The organism is Zoogloea sp. GDB6 (assembly GCF_056724105.1).
This window is the reverse complement of the sequence record NZ_CM161497.1, coordinates 1671530-1696186: the sequence shown is the minus strand read 5'-3', so window position 1 is coordinate 1696186 and position 24657 is coordinate 1671530. Positions and strand designations below refer to the sequence as shown.

At 61.5% G+C, this 24657-nt stretch carries 25 protein-coding genes; 5 read left to right on the top strand and 20 right to left on the bottom strand.

Annotation, left to right across the window (positions count from 1 at the left end; genetic code table 11):
- Positions 1-47: 47 nt before the first annotated feature.
- Positions 48-1211: an ABC transporter substrate-binding protein gene (locus AC1PQG_RS07695; protein WP_481122016.1), complete on the top strand. Its 1164-nt coding sequence runs from the start codon at positions 48-50 to the stop codon at positions 1209-1211.
- 59 nt (positions 1212-1270) lie between these two features.
- On the opposite strand, the gene cysS is transcribed toward AC1PQG_RS07695, so the two are convergent.
- Positions 1271-2653, bottom strand: coding sequence for a cysteine--tRNA ligase (cysS, locus tag AC1PQG_RS07690; protein ID WP_481122015.1), 1383 nt, complete (start codon positions 2651-2653; stop codon positions 1271-1273).
- A gap of 225 nt (positions 2654-2878) precedes the next feature.
- Here cysS and AC1PQG_RS07685 point away from each other — a divergent pair, with 225 nt between their 5' ends.
- The 4 genes from AC1PQG_RS07685 to AC1PQG_RS07670 are packed head-to-tail and all read left to right on the top strand — an operon-like array spanning position 2879 to position 5325.
- The gene (locus AC1PQG_RS07685; RefSeq protein ID WP_481122014.1) at positions 2879-3481 is read left to right on the top strand and encodes a tetratricopeptide repeat protein; all 603 of its coding nucleotides are present in this window, start codon (positions 2879-2881) and stop codon (positions 3479-3481) included.
- Positions 3478-4047, top strand: coding sequence for a peptidylprolyl isomerase (locus AC1PQG_RS07680; RefSeq protein WP_481114931.1), 570 nt, complete (start codon positions 3478-3480; stop codon positions 4045-4047). The genes AC1PQG_RS07685 and AC1PQG_RS07680 overlap by 4 nt, the downstream gene beginning before the upstream one ends.
- Positions 4048-4074: 27 nt before the next feature.
- Complete coding sequence (locus AC1PQG_RS07675; RefSeq protein ID WP_481122013.1) at positions 4075-4569, top strand: peptidylprolyl isomerase; 495 nt, start codon at positions 4075-4077, stop codon at positions 4567-4569.
- Positions 4570-4590: 21 nt separating this feature from the next.
- Positions 4591-5325: a UDP-2,3-diacylglucosamine diphosphatase gene (locus AC1PQG_RS07670; protein ID WP_481122012.1), complete on the top strand. Its 735-nt coding sequence runs from the start codon at positions 4591-4593 to the stop codon at positions 5323-5325.
- Positions 5326-5472: 147 nt separating this feature from the next.
- Here AC1PQG_RS07670 and purF read toward each other — a convergent pair whose 3' ends face one another.
- The 19 genes from purF to AC1PQG_RS07575 all read right to left on the bottom strand — a co-directional run bounded on the left by purF (position 5473) and on the right by AC1PQG_RS07575 (position 24639).
- Positions 5473-7002 carry an amidophosphoribosyltransferase gene (gene purF, locus AC1PQG_RS07665; RefSeq protein ID WP_481122011.1) on the bottom strand — a complete coding sequence of 510 codons (1530 nt, stop codon included), beginning with the start codon at positions 7000-7002 and terminating at the stop codon, positions 5473-5475.
- A 10-nt stretch (positions 7003-7012) separates the two neighbouring features.
- Positions 7013-7504, bottom strand: coding sequence for a CvpA family protein (locus AC1PQG_RS07660; protein WP_481122010.1), 492 nt, complete (start codon positions 7502-7504; stop codon positions 7013-7015).
- A gap of 12 nt (positions 7505-7516) precedes the next feature.
- Positions 7517-8380 carry an SPOR domain-containing protein gene (locus AC1PQG_RS07655; RefSeq protein WP_481122009.1) on the bottom strand — a complete coding sequence of 288 codons (864 nt, stop codon included), beginning with the start codon at positions 8378-8380 and terminating at the stop codon, positions 7517-7519.
- A gap of 13 nt (positions 8381-8393) precedes the next feature.
- Positions 8394-9668 (bottom strand): bifunctional tetrahydrofolate synthase/dihydrofolate synthase, encoded by a 1275-nt coding sequence (gene folC / locus AC1PQG_RS07650; protein ID WP_481122008.1) that lies wholly within the window; start codon positions 9666-9668, stop codon positions 8394-8396.
- Between the two features lie 3 nt (positions 9669-9671).
- Positions 9672-10547 carry an acetyl-CoA carboxylase, carboxyltransferase subunit beta gene (accD, locus tag AC1PQG_RS07645; protein ID WP_481122007.1) on the bottom strand — a complete coding sequence of 292 codons (876 nt, stop codon included), beginning with the start codon at positions 10545-10547 and terminating at the stop codon, positions 9672-9674.
- Positions 10544-11356 carry a tryptophan synthase subunit alpha gene (gene trpA, locus AC1PQG_RS07640; RefSeq protein ID WP_481122006.1) on the bottom strand — a complete coding sequence of 271 codons (813 nt, stop codon included), beginning with the start codon at positions 11354-11356 and terminating at the stop codon, positions 10544-10546. Before trpA ends, accD begins: the two co-directional genes overlap by 4 nt.
- 59 nt (positions 11357-11415) lie before the next feature.
- A complete protein-coding gene (trpB, locus tag AC1PQG_RS07635; RefSeq protein WP_481122005.1) occupies positions 11416-12627 on the bottom strand; it encodes a tryptophan synthase subunit beta in 1212 nt (403 codons plus the stop codon).
- Entirely contained in the window at positions 12614-13237 is a 624-nt protein-coding gene (locus AC1PQG_RS07630; protein WP_481122004.1) for a phosphoribosylanthranilate isomerase, read from the bottom strand. Before AC1PQG_RS07630 ends, trpB begins: the two co-directional genes overlap by 14 nt.
- Before the next feature lie 5 nt (positions 13238-13242).
- Positions 13243-14037, bottom strand: coding sequence for a tRNA pseudouridine(38-40) synthase TruA (truA, locus tag AC1PQG_RS07625; protein ID WP_481122003.1), 795 nt, complete (start codon positions 14035-14037; stop codon positions 13243-13245).
- Entirely contained in the window at positions 14034-14639 is a 606-nt protein-coding gene (locus AC1PQG_RS07620; RefSeq protein WP_481122002.1) for a CbiQ family ECF transporter T component, read from the bottom strand. Before AC1PQG_RS07620 ends, truA begins: the two co-directional genes overlap by 4 nt.
- Before the next feature lie 29 nt (positions 14640-14668).
- A complete protein-coding gene (locus AC1PQG_RS07615; RefSeq protein ID WP_481122001.1) occupies positions 14669-17542 on the bottom strand; it encodes a motility hub landmark protein FimV in 2874 nt (957 codons plus the stop codon).
- A gap of 253 nt (positions 17543-17795) precedes the next feature.
- Positions 17796-18920, bottom strand: coding sequence for an aspartate-semialdehyde dehydrogenase (gene asd, locus AC1PQG_RS07610; RefSeq protein ID WP_481122000.1), 1125 nt, complete (start codon positions 18918-18920; stop codon positions 17796-17798).
- A 36-nt stretch (positions 18921-18956) separates the two neighbouring features.
- Complete coding sequence (gene leuB, locus AC1PQG_RS07605; protein ID WP_481121999.1) at positions 18957-20018, bottom strand: 3-isopropylmalate dehydrogenase; 1062 nt, start codon at positions 20016-20018, stop codon at positions 18957-18959.
- A 45-nt stretch (positions 20019-20063) separates the two neighbouring features.
- The gene (leuD, locus tag AC1PQG_RS07600; RefSeq protein WP_481121998.1) at positions 20064-20702 is read right to left on the bottom strand and encodes a 3-isopropylmalate dehydratase small subunit; all 639 of its coding nucleotides are present in this window, start codon (positions 20700-20702) and stop codon (positions 20064-20066) included.
- Positions 20702-20827: an entericidin A/B family lipoprotein gene (locus tag AC1PQG_RS07595; RefSeq protein ID WP_481121997.1), complete on the bottom strand. Its 126-nt coding sequence runs from the start codon at positions 20825-20827 to the stop codon at positions 20702-20704. The genes leuD and AC1PQG_RS07595 overlap by 1 nt, the downstream gene beginning before the upstream one ends.
- A 20-nt stretch (positions 20828-20847) precedes the next feature.
- Complete coding sequence (leuC, locus tag AC1PQG_RS07590) at positions 20848-22257, bottom strand: 3-isopropylmalate dehydratase large subunit (RefSeq protein ID WP_481121996.1); 1410 nt, start codon at positions 22255-22257, stop codon at positions 20848-20850.
- A gap of 34 nt (positions 22258-22291) precedes the next feature.
- A complete protein-coding gene (locus AC1PQG_RS07585; RefSeq protein ID WP_481121995.1) occupies positions 22292-23134 on the bottom strand; it encodes a M48 family metallopeptidase in 843 nt (280 codons plus the stop codon).
- 38 nt (positions 23135-23172) lie between these two features.
- Positions 23173-24315, bottom strand: a complete 1143-nt coding sequence (locus AC1PQG_RS07580) for an MFS transporter (protein WP_481121994.1) — start codon at positions 24313-24315, stop codon at positions 23173-23175.
- Positions 24316-24396: 81 nt separating this feature from the next.
- Positions 24397-24639 (bottom strand): HP1242/YdcH family protein, encoded by a 243-nt coding sequence (locus tag AC1PQG_RS07575; protein ID WP_481121993.1) that lies wholly within the window; start codon positions 24637-24639, stop codon positions 24397-24399.
- Between the last annotated feature and the right edge of the window lie 18 nt (positions 24640-24657).

Below are 24657 nucleotides of genomic sequence, written 5' to 3'. Positions count from 1 at the left end.
TTTTGTCCTATACTCGTGGCCGGCTCCGATTTGATTAACAAAAAATAATGACAATGATGCCCTTCCACACCATAAGAAAACTGATCACCTGTATTGGCGCCGGCTTGATGCTGGCGTCAGGCACACCGGCCCAGGCGGCCGATCCAGGCGTAGGAGACACCACCATCACGCTGGGCATGTCCGCCCCTTTCAGTGGTCCCAACGGGGCCTATGGCAAGGAGATGAAGGAAGGCGCCCTGGCCTATTTCGCACAGCTGAACGCCACTGGCGGCATCAATGGCCGCAAGGTAGAGTTGGTCACCCTCGACGACGGTTACGAAACCGACAAGGCCGTCGCCAATACCCGTAAGCTCATCAACGAGCACAAGGTCTTCGCACTGATGGCCTTCTATGGGTCTTCCCCGACAACAGAGGCGATGAAGGTGTTCAGCGAAGCCAAAGTGCCCCTCGTCGGCACCATCAGCGGCGCCGGTAGCCTACGTAGCCCGGTCAATCGCTACATGTTCCACCTGCGGGCCAGCTACGCCGACGAAACGGAGGCCATCGTCAATCACCTCGTCGGTCTGGGGATCACCAACATCGCGGTGTTCTACCAGAACGATGGATTCGGCAAGTCGGGGCTGGAAGGTGTGACCGCCACGCTGGCCCACCACAAGCTGAAGCCGGTCGCCGTCGGCTCGATCGAACGCAACTCACTCGATGTCGGTCCCGCCGTCGCCCAGATCTCCAAGGCCGATCCCCAGGCCGTCATCATGGCGACTCTTTACAAGCCCAGCGCCGAGTTCATCCGGCAAATGCGCAAGGCCGGGCAGATGCCCCAGTTCTCGACGCTATCCCCCATCGGTGCCGATCTTTTGGTAAACGAACTGGGGGCCAAGGACGCACACGGCATCGGTATTTCCCAAGTCATGCCCTACCCCTGGAACGACACCGTGCCCGTCGTCAAGGAATATCAGAAGGCACTACAGGCCTTCGCAAAACACGGCAACTACAGCTATTACGGCATCGAGGGCTACATCAACGCCAAAGTGGTCGGCGAAGCCTTGAAGAAAAGCGGCAAGGAGCCCAGCCGGGAAAAACTGGTTTCGGTTCTCGAAAGCGGCAACATAGATGTCGGCGGCTATAGGGTCAGCTACACCCCCAGCAGCCACAATGGATCGCGCTTCGTCAACCTGACGGTACTAGGCCGCGACGGCCGCGTCCTGCACTGAGCGCCCTACTCCACGGCCCCACAAACTTGAAGGCCCCGCCGGAAGCGGTATGTAGAGGATCAGGCACGCCGCCAGATCGTTCCCTGGGGCGTGTCTTCGAGAACGATTCCGTCCGCAAGCAGTTCGGCCCGGATCCGGTCCGCGTCGGCAAAGTTCTTTGCCTTTTTGGCCGCGATCCGCGCCGCGATCTTCTCCTCGATCACTGTCGCGTCCCCTTCATCACCCTCGATGCCGGCCTGCAGGAAGGCCGTTGGATCCTGCTCCAGCAGCCCCAGCACGCCGCCCAGGGCCTTGAGTTCGGCCGCAGCCTCCGCCGACCGGGACCGATTCACCTCATTAGCCAGGTCAAACAACACCGACAGAGCTTCCGCCGTGTTGAAGTCATCGTCCATGGCCGACTTAAAGCGCGCTGCGGCCGGCGTAGCCCAATCGATCTCGGCCGCATCCGCCGCCGGAACATTGCGCAGCGCCGTGTACAAGCGCGACAGCGCACTGCGGGCATCTTCCAGATGAGCATCCGAGTAATTGAGCGGGCTACGGTAGTGGGCCCGCAGGATGAAGAAGCGCACTACTTCCGGCGCGTAGTCCTTGAGCACATCGCGAATGGTGAAGAAGTTGCCGAGGCTCTTCGACATCTTCTCGTCGTCCACCCGAACGAACCCGTTGTGCATCCAGTAATTGACGAAGGAACATTGATGTGCCCCCTCACTCTGGGCAATCTCGTTCTCATGGTGAGGGAACTGCAGGTCAGCGCCGCCGCCGTGGATATCGAAGTGATCGCCAAGTAACTCGGAGCTCATCGCCGAGCACTCGATGTGCCAGCCCGGGCGGCCAGGTCCCCATGGAGAATCCCACTTTACCTCCTCCGGCTCCTCGGCACGCGCATGCTTCCACAGCACGAAATCGAGTGGATCGTGTTTGCCCCCCGCGACTTCGACCCGCTCGCCGGCGCGCAGTTCGTCTAGGGACTTGCCGGACAACTTGCCGTAGCCATCGAATTTGCGCACCGAATAGCACACATCCGCATTGGCGGCCTGATAGGCCAAGCCGTGGCGCTCCAGATCGCTGATCAGGCGCTGCATGGACGGTACAAACTCAGTGGCACGCGGCTCATGGTCTGGACGCAATACACCCAGTGCATCCGCGTCTTCATGCATCGCAGCGATGAAGCGGTCCGTCAGGGCCCGGATGCTCTCCCCGTTTTCCTGCGCACGCTTGATGATCTTGTCGTCGATGTCGGTGATGTTGCGCACATAGGTCACGGCGTAACCGCTTGAGCGCAACCAGCGCGCCACCATGTCGAACACCACCATAACGCGCGCATGCCCCAGGTGGCAGTAGTCATAAACCGTCATTCCGCAAACATACATGCGGACCTTGCCAGGTTCGATGGGGCTGAACTGCTCCTTCTTGCGTGAAAGGGAGTTATGAAGTTTCAACATGGGGGAAATCGCTAGCCAGAAAGCCGATTGAAAATGAGAACGGCATCACGCCGCCAATGGCAGGCAAACAGACCTTGCCAAAATCGAAAGGAAAAACCCTTGAACCTGGGCCATGAGGGGGCTCATGGTCGGCAACTACGCTTCTTGGTAAAATGCCGCGCTTGTAGCTGAACCGCTCCTGCCACAACGCCTGCGTGCCTTACGCACGGACCCTAATCATAACACATGTCAAAACGAGCCCTGGCCGCCACCCTGTTCCTCCACATCCTGGTGTGCAGCTCGGTCAAGGCCGAATCCGTGCAAGACCTGCAGGGCCTACTCTCCCAAGGAAAGTTCGCACGTGTTGCTGAACGCACCGACGCGCTGCTGGCAAGCAAGCCACAAGATGCGCAGCTACGTTTTCTGAAGGGGATTGCCCTCGCCGAACTCAACCGCAACGCCGACGCGATAGCCGTTTTCCAGAAACTCACTGAAGACTATCCCGACCTGCCTGAGCCGTATAACAATCTGGCGGTCCTGCATGCCAAGCAAAAGCAGTACGACAAGGCACGCCTTGCGCTGGAAGCGGCCATCCGGCTGCGTCCCGGCTATGCTACCGCCCACGAAAACCTCGGCGACGTCTACGCAGGGCTGGCCGGCCAAGCCTACGACAAAGCACAAACCCTGGATCCTTCCAACGCAGCGGCTCGACACAAAGTATCGATCATCCGCGAGATCACGAGTATCTCGCCCGCCAAAGCCATCGCGCCCTCTTCTCTGGCCACGACACCTGCAACCTTGCCCACTCGCCCCGCCCCGCCCATCACTGCTCCCAAGGACACCCAATGAAGAAAGCCCTCTTGGCCCTCGCGCTCGCTGGCCATAGCCTGTTCGCCCTGGCCGCCAATCCTCAGGTCGAGATGAAAACCAGCGAAGGCACCATCGTGCTCGAGCTCTACCCGGAAAAGGCCCCCAAAACGGTGGCCAACTTCCTCGAGTACGTGAAAAGCGGCTTTTACGACGGACTGATCTTCCACCGCGTCATCGACGGCTTCATGATCCAGGGCGGCGGCATGAATACCCGCATGGAAGAAAAAGCCACCCGTGCGCCGATCCCGAATGAAGCCCGCAACGGCCTCAAGAACGACGCCGGCACCATTGCCATGGCCCGCACCCAGGATCCGAACTCCGCCACCGCGCAGTTCTTCATCAACCTCGAAGATAACCGCCCCCTGAACTACCCGTCGCCTGACGGCGCCGGCTATGCCGTCTTCGGCAAGGTCACCAACGGCATGGACGTCGTTCGCAAGATCGGCAAAGTGCCCACCGCCAATCGGGGCTTCCACCAGAATGTCCCAGCCACGCCTGTCACCATCCAGTCTGTCCGGCAACTGCCCGAGCAGGCTGGCAAGTAAACCCCACACCAACCAACAGGAGCACTCATGGCTGTCAAACTCAGCACCAACCACGGCGACATCGTCCTCGAACTGGACGCCGAAAAGGCCCCCGAAACCGTCAAGAACTTCCTCGCCTACGTGGAAGCCGGCCACTACGACAACACGATCTTCCACCGCGTGATCAACGGTTTCATGATCCAGGGCGGCGGCTTTGAGCCGGGCATGAAGCAGAAGGCTACCCAGGCACCGATCAAGAACGAAGCCGACAACGGTCTGAAGAACGAAATCGGCACCATCGCCATGGCTCGGACGCAGGATCCGCACTCCGCCACGGCCCAGTTCTTCATCAACGTGGGTGACAACGACTTCCTCAACTACCGCTCCCCCGACATCCAGGGCTGGGGCTACTGTGTCTTTGGCCGCGTCACCGAGGGCCTCGACGTCGTAGAGAAGATCAAGGGTGTCAAGACCGGCTCCGCCGGCTTCCACCAGGACGTGCCGAAGGAAGACGTGGTCATCACCCGCGCCGAAGTCATCTAAGGCTCCAGGGCGACCAGCACCATGCAAATCCATTTCATCTCCGATCTGCACCTGAGCGCTGATCGCCCTGAACTCACCGCCCTGTTCGAACATTACCTGGCCGGCCCCGCCCAGGCAGCCGACAGCCTGTACATACTCGGTGATCTGTTCGAATACTGGGCCGGCGATGACGATCTGGACGACCCGCTCAACCACGGCGTTGCCGAAGTACTCGCCGTCTTTGCCGAAGGTGGCTGCAAGGTCCACTTCATGGCAGGCAACCGTGACTTTCTGCTGGGCAGCAAATTCGCGACCCGCGCACGCCTGCATATCCTCGATGAACCGACGCTGATCCAGTTGGGCGACCAACGCACCCTGCTGTGTCACGGCGACAGCCTGTGCACCGACGATCTCGCCTACCAAGCCTTCCGCACCCAGGTGCGCAACCCGGCCTGGCAAACCCAGTTCCTGGCCCAGCCACTGGCCGTCCGTAAGCAGATCATCGCCGGCGCGCGCATGAAGAGTGAGACCGCCAAGTCCGAGAAGGATGCGGCGATCATGGATGTCAATGGCGATACGGTTGCGGCACTGCTGCGCGAGCACGGCTTCCCGTTGCTGATTCACGGGCACACCCATAGACCGGCGGTCCACCAGATCGAAGTGGACGGACACCACTGCGAACGCTGGGTGCTGGCTGACTGGAGAGTCGAGGCCGAACGGGCCTCTGGAGAAGTACTGACATGGGCAGACGGGAAACTCTCCCGCCAGCCTCTGTGAGCTGACTGACAGCCGCGCGCTTAGACCAGCGCCGGCCTTAGCAGACTTTCACGCCCCTGTGGCCCCACGTGCTTGCAACGAGACGACCAAGGTTGGTGGGTGCTGGACATGCCGGCGTGGCATCCAGATCACCCACCGGGTTCATTATCAGCTTTCGCTGCGGGAGATCAGGTTGAGGTCCATCTGGCCACCACCTTCTTCACCGGCCGGCTTGCCCGCAGCACCACTACGCTGGTTTTCGATGCCGCTCAGGTACTCCTGGGTTACGTCGCCAGTTACGTAAGTGCCATCGAAACAGGAGGTTTCGAAGACGGAAACCGCCGGATTCAGCGCCTTCACCGCATCCTTTAGGTCTTCCAGATCCTGGTAGATCAGTGCATCGGCGCCGATCTCTGCACAGATCTCCGCTTCGGTACGGTCGCTGGCGATCAACTCGGCCTTGGTCGGCATGTCGATGCCATAGACGTTCGCATAGCGCACCGGGGGCGCCGCAGAAGCCATGTACACCTTGGTCGCCCCGGCATCCCGCGCCATCTGCACGATCTCGCGGCTGGTGGTGCCACGTACGATGGAATCGTCCACCAGCAGCACGGCCTTGCCCTTGAACTCCTGGTGAATGGTATTGAGCTTCTGGCGCACCGACTTCTTGCGGATCGCCTGCCCAGGCATGATGAAGGTCCGGCCGATGTAGCGGTTCTTCACGAAACCTTCGCGATACGGCACATTCAGGCGATGGGCCATTTCCATCGCCGACGGACGGCTGGAGTCGGGGATTGGGATGACCACGTCGATCTTCAGATGCGGCAGAGTCTCGCGCAGCTTCTTGGCCAAGGAGCTGCCCATGTTGATACGCGCGTCGTAAACCGAGATACCGTCGATCAACGAGTCTGGACGAGCCAGGTACACGAACTCGAACATACAGGGAGCGTGCACGGTGTGGGTCGCACACTGCCGACTATGGAAACGCCCTTCGGTGTCGATGAGGATCGCCTCGCCCGGCGCCACGTCCCGCACCAGCTTGAAGCCCATAACATCCAGCGCTACGCTCTCGGAGGCAATCAGCCACTCGACGCCGTTCGGCGTGTCGTTACGGCCGATGACCAGCGGGCGGATCCCGTAGGGGTCACGGAAAGCCAGCAGGCCGGTACCGGAGATCATAGCCACCGTGGCATAGGCGCCGCGGCAACGGCGATGCACGCCGGCCACGGCGTCGAAGACGGTCTCCTCATCCAGGCGGAAGCTCTTGGCAGCCGCCTGCAGTTCGTGGGCCAGCACGTTGAGCAACACTTCCGAATCGGAGTTGGTGTTGATGTGCCGCAGATCGGACAGGAACATTTCCTTCTGCAACTCTTCCGCATTGGTCAGGTTGCCGTTGTGGGCCAACATGATGCCGAAGGGCGAGTTCACGTAGAAAGGCTGAGCCTCTGCAGCGGCCGAGGCCGAACCGGCAGTCGGATATCGAACATGGGCGATACCCATGTTGCCGGGCAGATCCCGCATGTTCCGGGTCCGGAACACGTCGCGCACGAGGCCCGACGCCTTGTGCATGTGAAATCGCCCACCTTCCGCAGTGGCGATACCCGCTGCGTCCTGGCCACGGTGCTGAAGCACCTGCAGGCCATCATAAAGGAGCTGATTGACGGGGGTTGTCGCTACTACGCCCAGAATGCCACACATTTCAAACCACCTATCGGTATCTAAGTCTCTTTGCCAGAAGCTCGGGGAGCCACGGTTTGGAAGCCAGCGCAGCGGCTTCGAGGGGCGCAGAGAAACTCGCCTCCTGCCACCACCGGCTTCCGGCGAAGCCGCCGAGGCCGACGAGCAACGCCACTGCAAACACAATCACGCCACCTCGGACTGCACCGAAGCATGCACCGAGGAAACGATCCGCGAAGCCCAGCCCTGCCGCTCTCACGAGTTCACCCAGGGCCCAGCGCAGGATCGCCACCAGAATCAGGACGACCACAAAAATCGAAATAAATGCCGCCGGTACCTGCAACACCGGCTCCTTCACCAGGAGCGCCACGAAAGGCTGCACGCTGGCGGTCAGGGTCTTGGCCGCCAGGAAGGCCAGCACCCACGCACACAGCGCCACCAACTCCGAAAGCAGGCCCCGCCAAAAACCCAAAACTGCCGACACGCCCACGACGGCCAACAGGAAATAATCAAACCCGTTCAAAGGAATTGCACATCAGGGTTTGGACGCCACGGAAGCCGGCACCCCAAGGATCTTGCTGATCCGGGCAGCCGCCTTGTCGGCAGCCGCCTTGTTGGGAAAAGGGCCCGCGCGGACCCTGATCTTGTCACCCAACGGCTCCACATATGAAGCGTAGCCTTCCGCCTTCAACTTGGCGCGCAGACTTGTCACGTTCGCTGCTTCGCGATACGCGCCGAGCGATACGACGTGGGCTCCGCCCGCGTTCGGTTCCTTGGGCGCAGCACCACTCAACAGGGCCTTGGCGCGCTCGGCGTCGGCATGGGCCTTGTCAGCCTCAGCCTTCTCTTTTTCCTTTTCCCGCTCCCTTTCCTTCTGCTTGGGATCGGACTTGGCTTCGAGCCTGGCCTCGGGCTTCTTTACATCGGGCTTGGCATCCACCTTCTTTGGTGGCTCGAGTTTGGGTTCCGGCTTTTTGGCAGGCTCGGACCTGACTTCCGCTTTCTTGGGCGGCTCGGGCTTCGGGTCCGTCTTGACCGCCTCTTTCTTGAGCTTGGACGGCGGGAGCAGTTCCTGCCCGGGCTTCAACAGCGGGGGGGGCATGTCGGCGTCATCCTTGTGGTGCGCCCCGTCGTCCACCTCCGGCACAATCGTCTCTTCGGCAACCGTACCCGCCACGGGCTGGGACGGCGCCGGCGCCTTGCCGGTAATCACCCGCGACGTGAAATTACCCCCCTCCTGACTCGGAAGGCGGATCTGCACATCGGGCACCGTTTGTCGCGGCTCGTGGTCCATCACCATTGGCAGGACGATCACCGCGGCCAAGGCCAGCGCAGCAGACCCCACCAGGCGGCGACGTGCGCGCTTCTTCAGGTCGATCTGGGAATCGTTATCGGCCATCGTGCAGCAATACCTATTTGGATGCCCCGGCAGCTGCCAGAACATCGGCTACCGTGAGGAAGGAGCCAAAAACGACAATTCTATCACTCTCGGCCGCCCGACCACGTGCTGCCTGATAAGCAGCGCCTGGCGACTCGAACTCCGAGATGTTGACACTTACCCCGGCCTCCCGCAGGATTCCGGCAAGGCGCTCAGCATTCAAGCCGCGCGGCCCGGGCAGCGTTGCCACCAGCCAGTGATCCACCCGGTCTCTCAGCAAACGGATGACGCCGGACACATCCTTGTCGGCCAACATGCCGATCACCGCCCAGGTCTCCGGGAAGAAACCCATGCTGGCGAGATTCTCGTTGAGCACTCCGGCAGCCTGCGGATTGTGAGCCACGTCCAGAATCACCGATGGACGCCCCGGCAACACCTGAAAGCGCCCGGGCAGATCCACCAGCATGAAGCCCTGGCGGATCGCCTGCATCGGTACCGGCAGGATATCCCGCACAGACTCGCACGCTGCCATCACGGCCGAGGCGTTGAGCAGCTGATTGGTACCGCGCAGTGCCGGATAGGCGAGCCCCCCGCGGCGAGAGCCACCCGCCAGCCAGAACGCCCACTGCTGCTGGTCACCGGAAAAACCGAAATCACGGCCGCTGACAAGCAGCCGCGCACCGATGGCCTCTGCGTGGGCCAACAGGGATGCGGGCGGCAGCGGATCGCTACAGATCGCGGGCTTGCCGGCTCGAAAGATGCCGGCCTTCTCAAAGCCGATCGTCTCCCGATCATTACCCAGGAACTCCATGTGATCCAGGGCCACACTGGTAACGATGGCGCAGTCAGGCTCGAACACATTGACCGCGTCGAGCCGCCCGCCAAGGCCAACCTCGAGGATGACTGCATCGAGTCCGGCCCGGCAGAATGCCACCCAGGCCGCCAGCGTGCCGTGCTCGAAATAAGTCAGTGGAGTCTCGCCGCGAGCGCGCTCGACCTCGGCAAAAGCCTCGACCAAGGCTTGGTCGTCCACCTCGCGGCCATCGATACGCACACGCTCGTTGTAGCGCAGCAGATGGGGCGAGGTGTAAAGGCCCACGCGGTAGCCGGCGGCCAACAACACCGACTCCAGCAGCGCACAAGTGGAGCCCTTGCCATTGGTTCCACCAATGGTGAAGACCGGGCAGGTCTGGGGCAGATTCAGCGCATCACGGACCAGGCGGACGCGGTCCAGGCCAAGCTGGATGGCCTGGCCGTGACGTGCTTCCAGCAGGCCAAGCCAGCCTTCAAGGGTTTCGGGCAATTGCATGGATCAGACCACTCCGCCGACCGACGGCTGGCGTGTGAGGAGAGTAATGAGTTCAGGAAGTCGATCGCGCAGTTCACGCCGATCGATGATCATGTCCAGAGCCCCCTTCTCAAGGAGGAACTCGGAACGCTGGAAGCCCTCGGGCAGCGTTTCGCGCACGGTCTGCTCGATGACGCGCGGACCGGCAAAGCCGATCAGGGCTCCCGGCTCGCCGATCACCAGATCGCCCATGAAAGCGAAGCTGGCGGACACCCCACCCATCGTCGGGTCGGTCAGCAAGGTGATGAAAGGCAGACGACGCTCGGCAAGGCGCGTAATAGAGGCCGTGGTCTTGGCCATCTGCATCAGGGAGAACAGCCCCTCCTGCATCCGTGCCCCACCAGTGGCCGTCGCACAAATGAAAGGCAGACGCTGCTCTTGGGCGGCCTTGACGCCGCGCACGAAACGTTCGCCGACCACCGAGCCCATGGAGCCGCCGAGAAACTCGAACTCAAAGCAGGCCAGCACGACCGGCACGGTCTTGATCGCCCCCTGCACCACCACCAGCGCATCGGCTTCACCGGTATCTTCGTTCCCCGCGGCGAGCCGGTCCGGATAACGCTTGGAATCCTTGAACTTCAGCGGATCGACGGGCACCACTTCGGCGCCGATCTCGAAACGGCCTTCAGGATCGAGCAGGTAATCGATGCGCTGACGCGCCCGGATGCGTTGATGGTGCCCACACTTGGGGCAGACGTTGAGATTGCCCTCCAGATCTGAACGGTAGAGCACCGCCTCGCAGGAAGGACATTTGCTCCACAAGCCTTCGGGGATCGACTTGCGTGCAGACGGCACATCCCGCTTGATCTTGGGGGGCAGCAGCTTGGTCAGCCAGCTCATTGTTGCTCCCCAGCGGCGTCTATTGCTTCACGAATAGCGCGGATGAAAGCCTGCACGCGAGCCGGCGCCTCGCCGTGCGCGCTCTGCTCGATCTCCTCGATGATGCGGCTGCCGATCACCACTGCGTCGGCAAGGCCGGCAATGCGCGCCGCAGTTTCCGCATCGCGGATGCCGAAGCCAACGCCGACCGGCATGCCGACCTTTTCACGGATGACGGGGATACGGCGGGCGACCTCATCGAGGTCGAGCGTAGCCGATCCCGTCACGCCCTTCAGGGAAACGTAATAGATGTAACCACTGCCGGCCGCCGCCACATCGGCGAAGCGTTGCTCAGTGGACGTCGGCGCCAACAGGAAGATCGGATCGAGGCCGGCAGCACGGCAGGCCTCGGCAAAGCTCTGGCACTCCTCGGGCGGGTAATCCACTACCAGCACACCATCGACACCGGCATCCGCGGCTGCACGCGTGAAGGCCTCCAGCCCCATGGCCTCGATCGGGTTGGCGTAGCCCATCAGCACGATCGGGGTTTCATCCCCCGCTGCCCGGAAGGTGCGCACGATGTCGAGCACCTTGCGCAGACTCATACCGGCGGCCAGCGCACGTTCAGACGCACGCTGAATGGTCGGCCCATCGGCCATCGGGTCGGAGAACGGAACGCCGAGCTCGATGACATCGGCCCCGCCCGCAACCAGCGCCTGCATCAGCGGCAGGGTCATCTCGGGTGCGGGATCTCCGGCGGTGATGAAGGGAATGAGCGCCTTACGGCCTTCGCCTTCGAGCCGCTTGAAGGTTCGTTGAATTCTGGACATGAATGGGTACGAATGATCAACGGCCTTGCCGACTTTGGGCCGGCAAGGCCGTGAAGAGGTTAAAACTGGATGCCGGACTTTTCGGCGACGGTATGCATATCTTTGTCGCCCCGGCCGGAAAGATTGACGAGCAGAACCTTGTCCTTCGGCAGTGTGGGAGCCAGCTTGGCCGCATAAGCCAGGGCATGGGACGACTCCAGCGCCGGGATGATGCCTTCGAAGCGGCACAGGTCATGGAACGCCTGCAGCGCCTCCGCATCGGTGATGCCCACATACTCGGCGCGCGCGATGTCCTTGAGCCAGGCGTGCTCGGGGCCAACCCCTGGGTAATCCAGACCGGCGGAAATAGAATGGGTCTCGATGATCTGGCCGTCGTCGTTCTGCAGGAGGTAGGTCCGATTGCCGTGCAGCACACCGGGGCGCCCCGCCGATAGGGAGGCCGCGTGCATGCCCGTTTCGATGCCGCTACCAGCTGCTTCGACCCCCACGAGACGAACATCCTTGTGCTCGATGTACGGGTAGAAAATCCCCATCGCATTGGAACCGCCGCCCACGCATGCAATCACGTAATCGGGCTGACGACCGGCCATCTCGGGCATCTGCTCGATGCACTCCACGCCGATGATCTTCTGGAAGTCGCGGACCATCATCGGATAGGGATGCGGGCCGGCGACCGTACCGATGATGTAGAACGTGTTGCCGATGTTGGTGACCCAGTCGCGCATGGCTTCGTTGAGCGCATCCTTGAGGGTCTTAGAGCCGCTCTCCACCGGCACCACCGTGGCGCCCAGCAGCTTCATGCGATAGACGTTGGCAGCCTGCCGCCGCACGTCTTCTGACCCCATGTACACAACGCATTCCATGCCGTAGCGAGCCGCCACCGTAGCCGTAGCCACCCCATGCTGCCCGGCGCCGGTTTCGGCGATGACCCGCGGCTTGCCCATGCGGCGGGCCAGCATGGCCTGGCCGATGCAGTTATTCACCTTGTGGGCGCCGGTATGGTTGAGGTCTTCGCGCTTCAGGTAGATCTGCGCACCGCCGAGCAGTTCGGACCAGCGCTTGGCATGGTAGATCGGGCTTGGCCGCCCCACGTAGTGCTTCAGCTCATAAGCGTATTCGGCCATGAAGGCCGGATCCTGCTGGGCCGCTTCGTAGGCCTGACGCAGTTCGGTCAGTGCCGGAATCAGGGTTTCCGCGACGAAGACGCCGCCATAAGGACCAAAATGGCCGCGTGCATCGGGTAGATCGTAAGGGGCATCAGCCATGTGCATGTCGAACTCCGGCAACAAATTCGGTGATCCTGGCGGCGTCCTTGACGCCCTTCGCGGCTTCCACGCCGCTGGACACGTCCACGGCCCAAGGCCGGACGCGCCGCACCGCCTCCTCCACATTGCCCGCGTGCAGCCCACCGGACAGAATCAGCGGCACAGGCAGCCCGGAAGGAATCAGCGACCAGTCAAAAGTTTCCCCCCCGCCGCCATAGCCTTCGACGAAGGCATCAAGGAGCAAACCTTGGGCTGTGGGGTAGCAAGCCGCGTATTTTAGCAGATCAAGCCCTGGCCGCATCCGCGCCGCCTTGATGTAGGGCAAACCGTAACCGAGGCACTGAGCCTCGCTCTCGTCGCCATGGAACTGCAGCACCTGCAGCGGAACCGCAGCCCTGGCGGCCTCGACATAGCTGCGCTCAGCATTGACGAACAGACCGACGACAGTAACGAAGGGCGGCACCAAACGGGCCAATTCGGCCGCCCGCTCGAAACTCACGAAGCGCGGGCTAGGTGGATAGAAAACGAAGCCGATAGCGTCAGCCCCGGCATTCACAGCTGCGAGGACGTCCTCTTCCCGGGTCAAACCACAGATCTTGATACGCGTCCGATGCATTGCGCTCACGGCACGAGGAGTTGGGGAGGCGCGATGATACGCCCGCCACCCGGCAAGGGCCACCGCTCGGGATACTCGACCCCCGACAGGTACAAACCGCCGGGGGCGAATGTCGGCGCAGCCTGGGTTCGGTCCCGTGCGGCGAGCACTTCCGCCATCCATTCGACGGACTTCCGCCCCAACCCCACATAGACCAGTGAGCCCACGAGGTTACGGATCATATGGTGCAGGAAGGCGTTGGCGTGGAAGTCGAACAGCACCACCTCCCCTTCACGGCGGACACGTACCGCATGCATCTGCCGCACCGGCGATTTGGCCTGGCATTCGGCCGCCCGGAACGACGTGAAATCGTGGACGCCGATCAGGCACTCCGCCGCCCGGATCATCCGCCCCACATCGAACTCGCCGTGGATCCAGCCGACACGCCCTTCCAGCAGACTGGGACGCACCCTCCGGTTGAGCAGCACATAACGGTAATGGCGGGACTCAGCACTGAAGCGCGCATGAAAATCCTCGTCCACCTCCACCGCCCACAGCACACCGACAGTGGCCGGCAGATGACTATTAACACCCCGCACCCAGGCTTCGAGCGGGCGCTTGGCGACCGTATCGAAATGGGCCACCTGCATGCTGCCGTGCACACCGGTATCCGTCCGCCCAGCGCACACCACTGCGACCGGATGCTGCGCGATGACGGCCAGCGCCCGCTCCAGCGCATCCTGAACCGTTCGCCCGTGGGGCTGCGTCTGCCAACCCAGAAATGCATTTCCAGCGTACTCAACGCCTATCGCAATCCTCAACGGAAAGCTCCCAACAAGATCAACACCACCACACTCCCGGCAACAAGCCCATCCCACCAGCGTAGAGGAATCGTTTGAATACGCAGGTTTTCCACGGCAGGCGATGTTCCGTCATGAACAAGCAACGCACGCCATCCACCACCGGGGGGGGTTTCCACATAACGAAAGACCAGCAACACCCGGACAGCAAGGCGCTCTACCGGCAACCCAAACCTGCCCAAGGGTCTGGCCAGTACCATCAAACCGGCAACCAGCTCCTGATCCCGCGTCGACTCCAGCAGCACCGCAACCAGAAGCACCACGACGAGCAACTGCACGCAATGCATGGACGCCGCCGCAATGCCTTCCTGCGTCGGGCCGGCGCCCCCCAGAAACGGGACGATCAGTTCTCCGGGGGTGAACAGTGCGAACAACACCCACAAAACCAGCAGCAACACACGCACGCGCTTGACGAGCCGCCACGCACGATGCCGAGCAAATAAAAAGGCACCAACAAGAACAACAAGCCCGAGGCCCCATAACCAGGGACCTCGGGCCAGTTGCGCAAAGACTACCAGCGCAGCCCAGGCGACAAGACGCGTCGCCGGGTGTAGAGAAATCATCTTGCTCCCATCAAACGACCCGCAACACCTCACGAAAGACGAGCCAGGATCTTACGGGCCTCATCCTTTTGCAGTGGGGCCCCTTCCCGCAAGACTTCCTCGACCAGTTCTCTCGCTCCATCCTTGTCGCCCATCTCCTCATAGGCACGCGCCAGTTCCAGCTTGGTCGCCACCTCCTGCTGCAGCTCCAGATCGAGCGGCGGTTCGGTCGGGGGGCCTGCATCGGGAAGCTCCGCCACGGTGTCGAGATCCGAAGGTAGATCGAGGTCAATCGAGTCCAAATTAACGACCGGATCGAAAGGACGCGTCGCCGTCATCTTCTTGTCGTCCAGTTTCTCATCGAGCTCGAAATCAAAGTCCAGCAGGCTGCTATCGAAACTGGTTTTCTCCAGATCCATCGTAGAGGCCCCAGCCTCGTTGCGAAGCGGCTCGTCAGCAAGCGTGGCGGTGAGGTCCACATTGACCGTCACATCAGACGCGGACTCTAGGTGATGCTCACCGAACTCTGAACTAATTTCGAAGTCGAGGTCACTGGGGTCGGGCAGGCTGTAGTCGTCAGTCATACGCTGAGGACGCGTTGACGTGGCCTCCAGGCTCGCCGGCATACGCTCCTCCTCCACCCGGGTCGTTTGCGGGGCCGGCTCAGGTTCGTGATCGAATCCCAGATCGAAATCCAGGGCACTGACCGTCGGGGAGTGACCGCCTTCCGAAAGCGCTTCAGCACGCGCGACATCCTCTGAATTGAGATCCAGATCAAAATCGAGCACTCCGACATCCGGCACCTCAGCACCTGATGCAGGTGTAGATGCAACCCTGTCAATATCCTCAAGACTGGCGTACTGATTGAGCTCCCCCGGCAGAGCCCAAGTGTCCTTCAACTGCGAAGGCGACTCCAGCGGATCTTCTCGCCCCATAACGGGCGCAGGCTCACGCAACTCGGGCGCCTTGGTCTGAGCCTGTGTCTGCACGAACCCCGGAGCGATCGCCTGCGCAACCGGAGGCGTAGCCACACTTACGCCTGCTGCCGCACCTGGAGTCGGGAGACGGTACAAAGGGCTATCAGGATCGACTTTGCGCCCGAGAGCGGCCGCCTTTTCCCAATCCTGTCCATTCCCCCCCGTCAACGAATAGAGCTCTGTTGCCGTCGTCTCGAACTGCTTCAAGTTCTTTCGCTGGGCGTAAATCTCGAGCAGCTTCAGATGGACTCCGGTACGCCCCGGATCGGTCTTCAAAGCATCGAGCAGAATCTCCTCGGCCTGCGCATCCCGGCCATAAGCCATGTACACGTCGGCCTCAGCGACCGGATCGACCCCCTCATCGGTGTCAATCGACGACAGGCCGGACTGGCTGAAATCCGTCTGGATCTGGCTGCTGCTTCCGGTATCCACACTCTGACCGCCCGAACTGCCGAAGACAGAATTGGAAGCCTCCCCGAATTCCGACAGCGCGGAAGTCGTGCTTGGAGCTGCCTGCGCCTTACGACGCTGGTAAACCTTGTACCCCCCCCAACCCAACAACAGCGCCAAAATCCCTCCTCCTCCCAAGAGCAGGGAAAGATCTTCGGGCGGTGCAACCTGAGGCGGAGTAACTTCGGCAGGCTTCGGCGGAGGCGGGACAGGTTGAGGAGCAGGCGGCGGCACCTGCTGGGCCAGCTTGGGCTCAGGCTCAGGAGCGGACTCCGGCGCCTTCGCAGCGGGCGGAGTCTCGGCCACAGCGCTCGCCGGGTTCGCCGGAGCAGCGACTGGTGGTTCGGCAGGCGCAACCGGCGTAGCCGGCTTCGCTTGTTCAGCCGTCTGCGCCAAGCCCTGGCTCTTCAGCTCGACAAGTCTTTGAAGCTCCTTGATGCTCTTTTCAAGATCAGCAAGTCGATTGTTCGCCTCTTTCAACGCCTTGTCACGGGAGACGATATCTTCTTCCAGAGCCTGCAGGCGTGCACCGGCTTTATCGCCGCCAAGTCCACCGGCACGCCCTTCATCGCTCTTCGAAACCTTCAACTGATCCGTCGAGCCAACCGACGCCGCCGCCCGGTCATCGACCTTGGCCCCGATCCGGCCACCACTGCCCTGACGCGCCGGAGCTTCCTTCGCTGGCGCGTTGACGGCTTGCTCGGCCAGTTTCTGCCGATAGCGTCCAAAGTCAGCAGCCTTGCCGACGATCTGCCCACGCTCGCCACCGCCAGCCTGCCGAGCAGTCTCTGCATCGGGAATGCGCAGGATCTTGCCGGCTTGCAGCCGATTGACATCGTTGGCTTCAAAGGCGGAACGGTTCCCTTGGAACAGGGCGGCAAGCATCTGTTCCATCGAAACACCATCCGGTCGATTGTCAGCCGCAATCCCGTGAAGCGTATCCCCCGGCTTGACCAGATAGGTCTTCCCTGCGCCGCCACTCTCCCGCGCGGCGCGCGTAGTCGACGCCGGACGTCGCACCGCGGCAGGAGCTTCGGCGCGACGCGCACCGAAATCGGAACGAATCTCCGGAGCGGCCACCGGAGCCGCATGGCGCCCTGCTCCGGTATCAGGTGGATCCAAAAGGAATGTGTACTCGCGGATCAGTCGCCCGGCCGCCCAGTTCAACTCCACCAGCATATCGACGAACGGCTCGTTGATCGGCCGGTCACTGGAGACCTTGACAACGGCACCACCACTCCGCCGTTCGATGGCCATACGCAGGCCATTGATCGACGGCGCGTAATCGACACCGGCCTGCCGGAAAGCCTCCGCTGACGCCAGACGCGCCGTCATGTTCTGGAGTTCTTCGGGGGTGGCTGCGACCTCCACCTCGGCCCGCAAGGGCTGCCCCAGCCCACTCAGGACGGTGATTCGCCCCAGACCTGCCGCGTTGGCACCGAGAGAGACCGCGCCGATTGAAGCAGCGAGCAGGGTGAGCTTGAGCCGGCTATTCACAGAGTTCTTATGCACGAAGGCTGATCATCAGAATCAAGTTATTGATGAACATAACATCATGGGTTTGGAGTGGCAAGTTCAAGCCGTTTTTGAAGTTACCACCTCAAGCCCGGCATGCATATTGCAAACTCAACACACTAAAGTCCTTTCCGTCTCGACAACCAAGTCGCTTGTCCAACACAGCATCCAGTACAAAAAGAAAATGCCGTTCAGCTAACGCGGAACGGCATTCGAACAACGGTGCGGCGAGGTATCAGTCCTCGAGCAGGATGCGCAACATGCGCCGCAGCGGCTCCGCAGCACCCCACAGGAGCTGGTCACCGACGGTGAAGGCCGACAGGTACTCCCCGCCCATCGCCAGCTTGCGCAGGCGGCCGACAGGGACAGTCAAGGTGCCGGTCACAGCAGTCGGCGTCAGATCGCGCACGGACTCTTCACGCTTGTTCGGAACGACCTTGACCCAGTCATTGGCGCTGGCCAGCATGCCTTCGATCTCGTCGATCGGCAGGTCCTTCTTCAGCTTCAGCGTCAAAGCCTGGCTATGGCAGCGCATCGCACCGATACGCACGCACAGGCCGTCGATGGGCACGACCGGCGTCCCAAAACCCTCGCCACGGCCGAGGATCTTGTTAGTCTCGACGCCGCCCTTCCACTCTTCCTTCGACTGGCCGTTACCCAGATCCTTGTCGATCCACGGGATCAGGGAGCCGGCCAGCGGCACGCCGAAGTTCGAGGCCGGGAAGGCGTCGTCGCGCATTGTGCCGGCCACTTCGCGGTCGATGTCGAGGATCGCGGAGGCCGGATCATCCAGCAATTCCTTGACCGAACGATTCAGCTCACCCATCTGAGTCAGCAACTCACGCATGTTTTGCGCACCGGCGCCGGAGGCAGCCTGATAGGTCATGGAGGTCGCCCACTCGACGAGGTCGCGTTGAAACAGGCCGCCCAGAGCCATCAGCATCAGGGACACGGTGCAGTTGCCGCCGATCCAGTCACGACCGCCCTTGACCAGGGAGTCCTTGATGACGTTCTGGTTCACCGGATCAAGAATGATCACAGCGCGGGGATCCATGCGCAGGGACGACGCGGCATCGATCCAGTGGCCATTCCAGCCTGCCTCGCGCAGCTTCGGATACACCTCATTGGTGTAATCACCGCCCTGACAGGTGATGATGATGTCGAGCGCCTTCAGCTCGTCAATGTTCTTCGCATCCTTCAGCGGGGGCGCCTCCTTGCCAAAACTCGGCGCCTTGCCGCCCGGGTTGGACGTGGTGAAGAACACCGGCTCGATCAGCGCAAAATCGTTTTCCTCGCGCATGCGCTGCATGAGCACGGAACCGACCATCCCGCGCCAGCCAACCAGACCTACTCTTTTCATATTGATCCCCAATCAGGCTTGAATTGTCTTTTGTGCTCAGAGGGACGCGATGACGGCGTCGCCCATCTCCTTGGTGCCCACGCGGCGGGTACCCGCCTCATAGATATCACCGGTGCGATAGCCGGCAGCGAGCACCTTCTTGACGGCGGTCTCGATACGCGTCGCATGCGCCTCAAGGTTGAAGGTATAACGCAGCAGCATCGCCGCGGACAGAATGGTAGCCAGCGGATTGGCCAGGTTCTTGCCGGCGATATCGGGGGCCGAGCCGTGGCTGGGCTCGTAGAGCCCCTTGTTGTTGGCATCGAGGGAGGCCGACGGCAGCATGCCGATAGAGCCGGTGAGCATGGAAGCCTCGTCCGACAGGATGTCACCGAACATGTTGCCGGTCACCATCACATCGAACTGCTTCGGCGCGCGCACGAGCTGCATCGCAGCGTTATCCACGAGCATGTGGGACAGCTCGACGTCGGGATAGTCGGCCGACAGCTCGATCATCACGTCACGCCAGAGCTGGGTGCACTCCAGGACGTTCATCTTGTCCACGGAGCACAGTTTCTTGCCGCGCTTGCGGGCGGCCTCGAAGGCCACCTTGCCGATGCGACGGATCTCGGACTCCGAATACACCATGGTATTGAAGCCGACGCGTTCGGCATTCTCCTCGCGGATGCCGCGGGGCTGGCCGAAATAGATGTCACCGGTCAGTTCGCGGACGATCAGGATATCCAGGCCAGACACCACTTCGGGCTTCAGCGTGGAGGCGTTGGCCAGCTCCGGGTAAAGAATGGCCGGACGCAGATTGGCGAACAAGTTGAGCTCCTTGCGGATGGCCAGCAGGCCACGCTCGGGACGCTGCTCACGCGGCAGGGAGTCCCACTGCGGGCCGCCCACCGCACCCAACAGGATCGCGTCGGCCTCCTTGGCCAGCTTGCTGGTCGCCTCGGGGTATGGCGTGCCGGTAGCGTCGACGGCGCAGCCGCCGATCAGAGCCTTTTCGACCACAAAGTCGAAACCGTCACCGCGCACGGCCTCAAGCACGCGCAGCGCCTGCTCCATGATTTCGGGACCAATGCCATCACCGGGCAGAACACAAATCTTCATCGTCATTTTCTAAATCAAATCCGTTACAGGGGCGCCAGGCGCCAATCAGGCAAACAGCCAGGGTTGGTCGATGCGCCGACGCGCCTCGAATTCCCGGATCTTGTCGGCGTGCCGCAGCGTGAGACCGATATCGTCCCAGCCGTTGAGCAGGCACTCGCGGCGGAAGGCATCCACGTCGAAGGGGATAACCTTGCCGTCAGGGCGGGTGATCGTCCGGGCTTCCAGATCCACCATCAGGCGATAGCCGGCGGTTCCCTGACACTGGGCAAACAGCGCGTCCATTTCCGACGCCACCAGTTTGATCGGCAGCAGGCCGTTCTTGAAGCAATTGTTGTAGAAGATGTCGGCAAAGCTCGGCGCGAGAATCACGCGGAAACCGAAATCCTCCAGCGCCCACGGCGCATGCTCGCGTGAGCTGCCGCAGCCGAAGTTGTCACGGGCAAGCAGGATCTGCGCGCCCTGATAACGCTGTTGATTGAGCACGAAGTCCGGGTTCTTGGGGCGCCCGGATGCATCCTGGCCAGGCTGGCCGACATCCAGATAACGCCACTCATCGAACAGGTTGGGGCCGAAACCACTACGCTTGATCGACTTCAGGAACTGCTTCGGAATGATCGCATCGGTATCCACGTTGGCGCGATCCATCGGCGCCACGAGACCGTCGAGTTTACGGAAGGGATTCATTACTTGACCGCCTTCTGGATGGCTTCGCCACCCTTTTCAATATCCTTGCCAATGCCCTGAACGGTGTTGCAACCGCTCAGCAGCACGACGACAAATGCACCGAGCAACGCGGTGAACTTACGCATAGCGCAACCTCTCCGGACGCTCAGGCCAGTTCGCGAACGTCAGCGAAATGCCCGGCGATCGCCGCAGCAGTCGCCATGGCGGGGCTCACCAGATGGGTACGACCACCGGCGCCCTGACGCCCTTCGAAGTTACGGTTGGACGTGGACGCACAGCGCTCGCCAGGCTCCAGCCGATCCGCGTTCATGGCCAGGCACATGGAGCACCCCGGCTCACGCCATTCGAAACCAGCGGCTATGAAGATCTTGTCGAGCCCTTCGGCCTCGGCCTGACGCTTGACGAGACCCGAGCCCGGCACCACCAGCACCTGCTTGACGTTGTCGGCCTTGCGGCGACCGCGCGCAACATAAGCAGCGGCGCGCAGATCCTCAATGCGCGAATTGGTACAAGAGCCAATGAAAACCTTGTCGATGGCAATGTTCTTGATCGGCGTCCGCGGCGTGAGGCCCATGTACTGCAGCGCGCGCTCCATGCCCTCGCGCTTAACTGGATCCTTTTCGAGGACCGGATCGGGCACGATACCGTCGATTGGCGCGACCATCTCGGGCGAAGTACCCCAGGTCACCTGCGGCTTGATCTGCGCAGCATCGAGTGCAACGACTGCGTCGAACTGGGCGCCGTCATCAGAGTGCAGAGTGCGCCAGTACTCGACGGCGCGATCCCACACGTCGCCGCGCGGCGAGAACGGACGATCCTTCAGATAGGCGATGGTCTGCTCGTCCACCGCCACCAGGCCGGCACGAGCCCCTGCTTCGATCGCCATGTTGCAGACGGTCATGCGCCCTTCCATCGTCAAGCTGCGGATCGCGCTGCCGCCGAACTCGATGGCATAGCCGGTACCGCCAGCGGTGCCGATACGACCAATGATGGCCAGGACCACATCCTTGGCGGTCACGCCCACACCAAGCACGCCGTCGACCCGCACGAGCATCGTCTTGGACTTCTTCTGCAGCAGGCACTGCGTCGCCATAACGTGTTCGACTTCGGACGTACCGATACCATGGGCCAGACAGGCAAACGCGCCGTGAGTCGAAGTGTGCGAATCACCACACACGACGGTCATACCGGGCAGCGTCGCGCCGTTCTCGGGTCCGATCACGTGCACGATGCCCTGGCGCTCGTCCTTGAACGGGAAGTAAGCCAGCGCACCGACTTCACGGATGTTGCTGTCCAGGGTTTCAACCTGCTGACGGGACACCGGGTCCTGAATGCCCATTTCCCAGTGATCGGTCGGCGTGTTGTGGTCAGCCGTCGCAACGATGGAGTTCACGCGCCATGGCTTGCGCCCGGCCAGCTTGAGGCCTTCGAAGGCCTGCGGGCTGGTGACTTCATGAACCAGGTGACGGTCGATGTAGATCAGCGCCGTGCCGTCATCCTCGACGTGCACCACGTGGCTCGACCACAATTTTTCGTAAAGCGTTTGCGCTTGCATGGGCGAAGTAGAGCTGAGGGCGGAAAAACTTTAATTATTTCACAGGCCTTGCGCGCTGAGTAGCTTGCTCGTAAAGGGGCATCACGCGAGCCGCGTACTCAGTGAGATCACGCTGACGAGTTTCGTTGGACGGGTGGGTCGACAGCCACTGGGGCTGGGCGCCGTTGGAGACCTTGGCCATTTTCTGCCAAAGACTGATCGCAGCCCGCGGGTCGTAGCCTGCTCGCGCAGCCAGTTCGACGCCCATGCGGTCAGCCTCGGTTTCATGTTCACGGCTGTTGGGCAGTTCGAAACTGAGCTTCGCCGCACCACCAATCAAGTCTGTTCCCGCCCGGCCAACACCGAGAGCTGCGCCGAGCACGTTGACGCCAATATTGGTTACCATCGCCTGAGAGGCCCGCTCCCGCGCATGCTCACGCAGGGCATGGGAAATTTCGTGCCCCATGATCGCAGCGATCTCATCATCGGTCAGATCCAGACGCTCGATGATTCCGCTGTAAAAAGCGATCTTTCCACCGGCCATGCACCACGCGTTTAGCTCTTTCGAGCTCAACACATTCACTTCCCATTTCCAGCCTGGCGCATCAGGACGGAAAACTCCCGTCACCGGAATCAGGCGACGAGCGACGGCACGCACTCGTTCGACCTCCTCCTTGTCGCGGTTCAGGGCATTCTTCTGCGCAGCTTCTTCGACAATCTTCTGGTAACTCTGGGCGGAAGCTTGCTCCATCTCTCTGGAAGAAACCATCATCATCTGCCGACGCTCCACGCCGACGGCACCGGACTGCGTCGTCTGCACGGATTGACAGGCCACCAGGCCGCTCACCGCCAACAGCGCCGTGCCCAGCGTACGCCACCATTCGAACCCCGCTCTCATCCCGCTCCCGACACCCTGTTCAATTGACCTTCGACAGTCTAGACGGCCAAACGATCCCGCCAGCAGCGACTCAGGACCACCAACCCCATCAATGCAAAGACCGACGCGAGGGTATAAGTCCACCCGGCGCCAACGAGTTCCCACGTATAGCCACTGACCAGCCCTCCGAGTACCCCACCGGCGCCAAAGGAAATGCTCCCATAAAGGGCTTGCCCTCGTGCCTGGTGCTGAGCACCAAACCAGCGATTGACAGCGGCTACGGCCGCCGCATGGTAGGAGCCGAAGGTCGCACCGTGCAGCAACTGCGCCAGCGCCAGCACGATCAGTGAATCAGCCCCCCAGCCGATCATCACGAAACGGACGACGGCAGCAGCAAAACTGAAAAGAAGCAGATTACGCAGGGAAAACGCTTTCAGCAATTGGGGCATACCCATGAAAACCAGGATCTCGGCCAGCACCCCAAGGGTCCACATCCAGCCAACCAGGGTCTTGCTGTAGCCATGGGCAACGAGATGCAATGAGTAAAAAACATACAAGGCCCCATGGGCAGCTGACATGAAAAAACAGGCCGTCAGCAGCGCCCTCACCTCCGGACGACGGAGAATGCTCCCAAGCGAGACGGACGCCACCGTTTCCCGCACCTTGCGGACCTCGGGGATTGCCAGAGCGCACGCCAGGATGCCCGCAAGGATGGTCAACGTCACCCACAACAGGTTCCTGATCGGCATTTCATCAAGCAGATAGCCCAGCCCAAGCACCGCCAGCACAAAACCGACGGAGCCCCATACCCGGATGCTGCCATAGCGACTCGCCCGCCCTTCCAGGTGCGCAAAGGTCAAGGTTTCCACCAGCGGCAAGGCGGCACTCCAGAAGAAAGCGAGAAAGGCCATGCTCACAAAAAGTGCCACATAGGCATTGCTGAGCAGAAAACCGGAGAAACCCAGAACGGACAGCACCGCCGACAGACGAACGATCGGCGCGCGCGTGCCGAATCGATCGGCCAGCCACCCCCACAGGGTCGGCGCTAGCGTCCGCATAACCGACATCAAAGACATCAGCACCGCAATCTCCGCCGCCGAGCTACCGACGGACTGCAGGTAAAGGCCAAAGTACGGCGAAAAAGCGCCAACAAAGGCAAAGTAGAAAAAGTAATAACCCGACAGGCGCCAATACGGAATCATCAGAGAATTAGGGGCAACCCCAGTCGCTAACAAGAAAAAGAGCGCCCGAAAGCGCTCTTTCTATCTGCCGGAATCCTCAGCTCACACTGGCGAGGCACTCCTCAGCAGTTCATGCAGTTGATCCTTCAGGCTCAGACGGCGTTTTTTCAGATCTTCCAGCTGCACGGCCGTGGCCAGTTCGGCATTGACCTCGACGCGTACCACGTGACGATTGACATCATGGTACTCATCGAAAAGACGGGAGAAATGACCGTCTGACATCTTCAAAACGTGAATCTGTTCGCGATACTCAGGGAATTCATGATTGAGATCGTGTTGCTCCATAGAGTGACTCCCACCTGT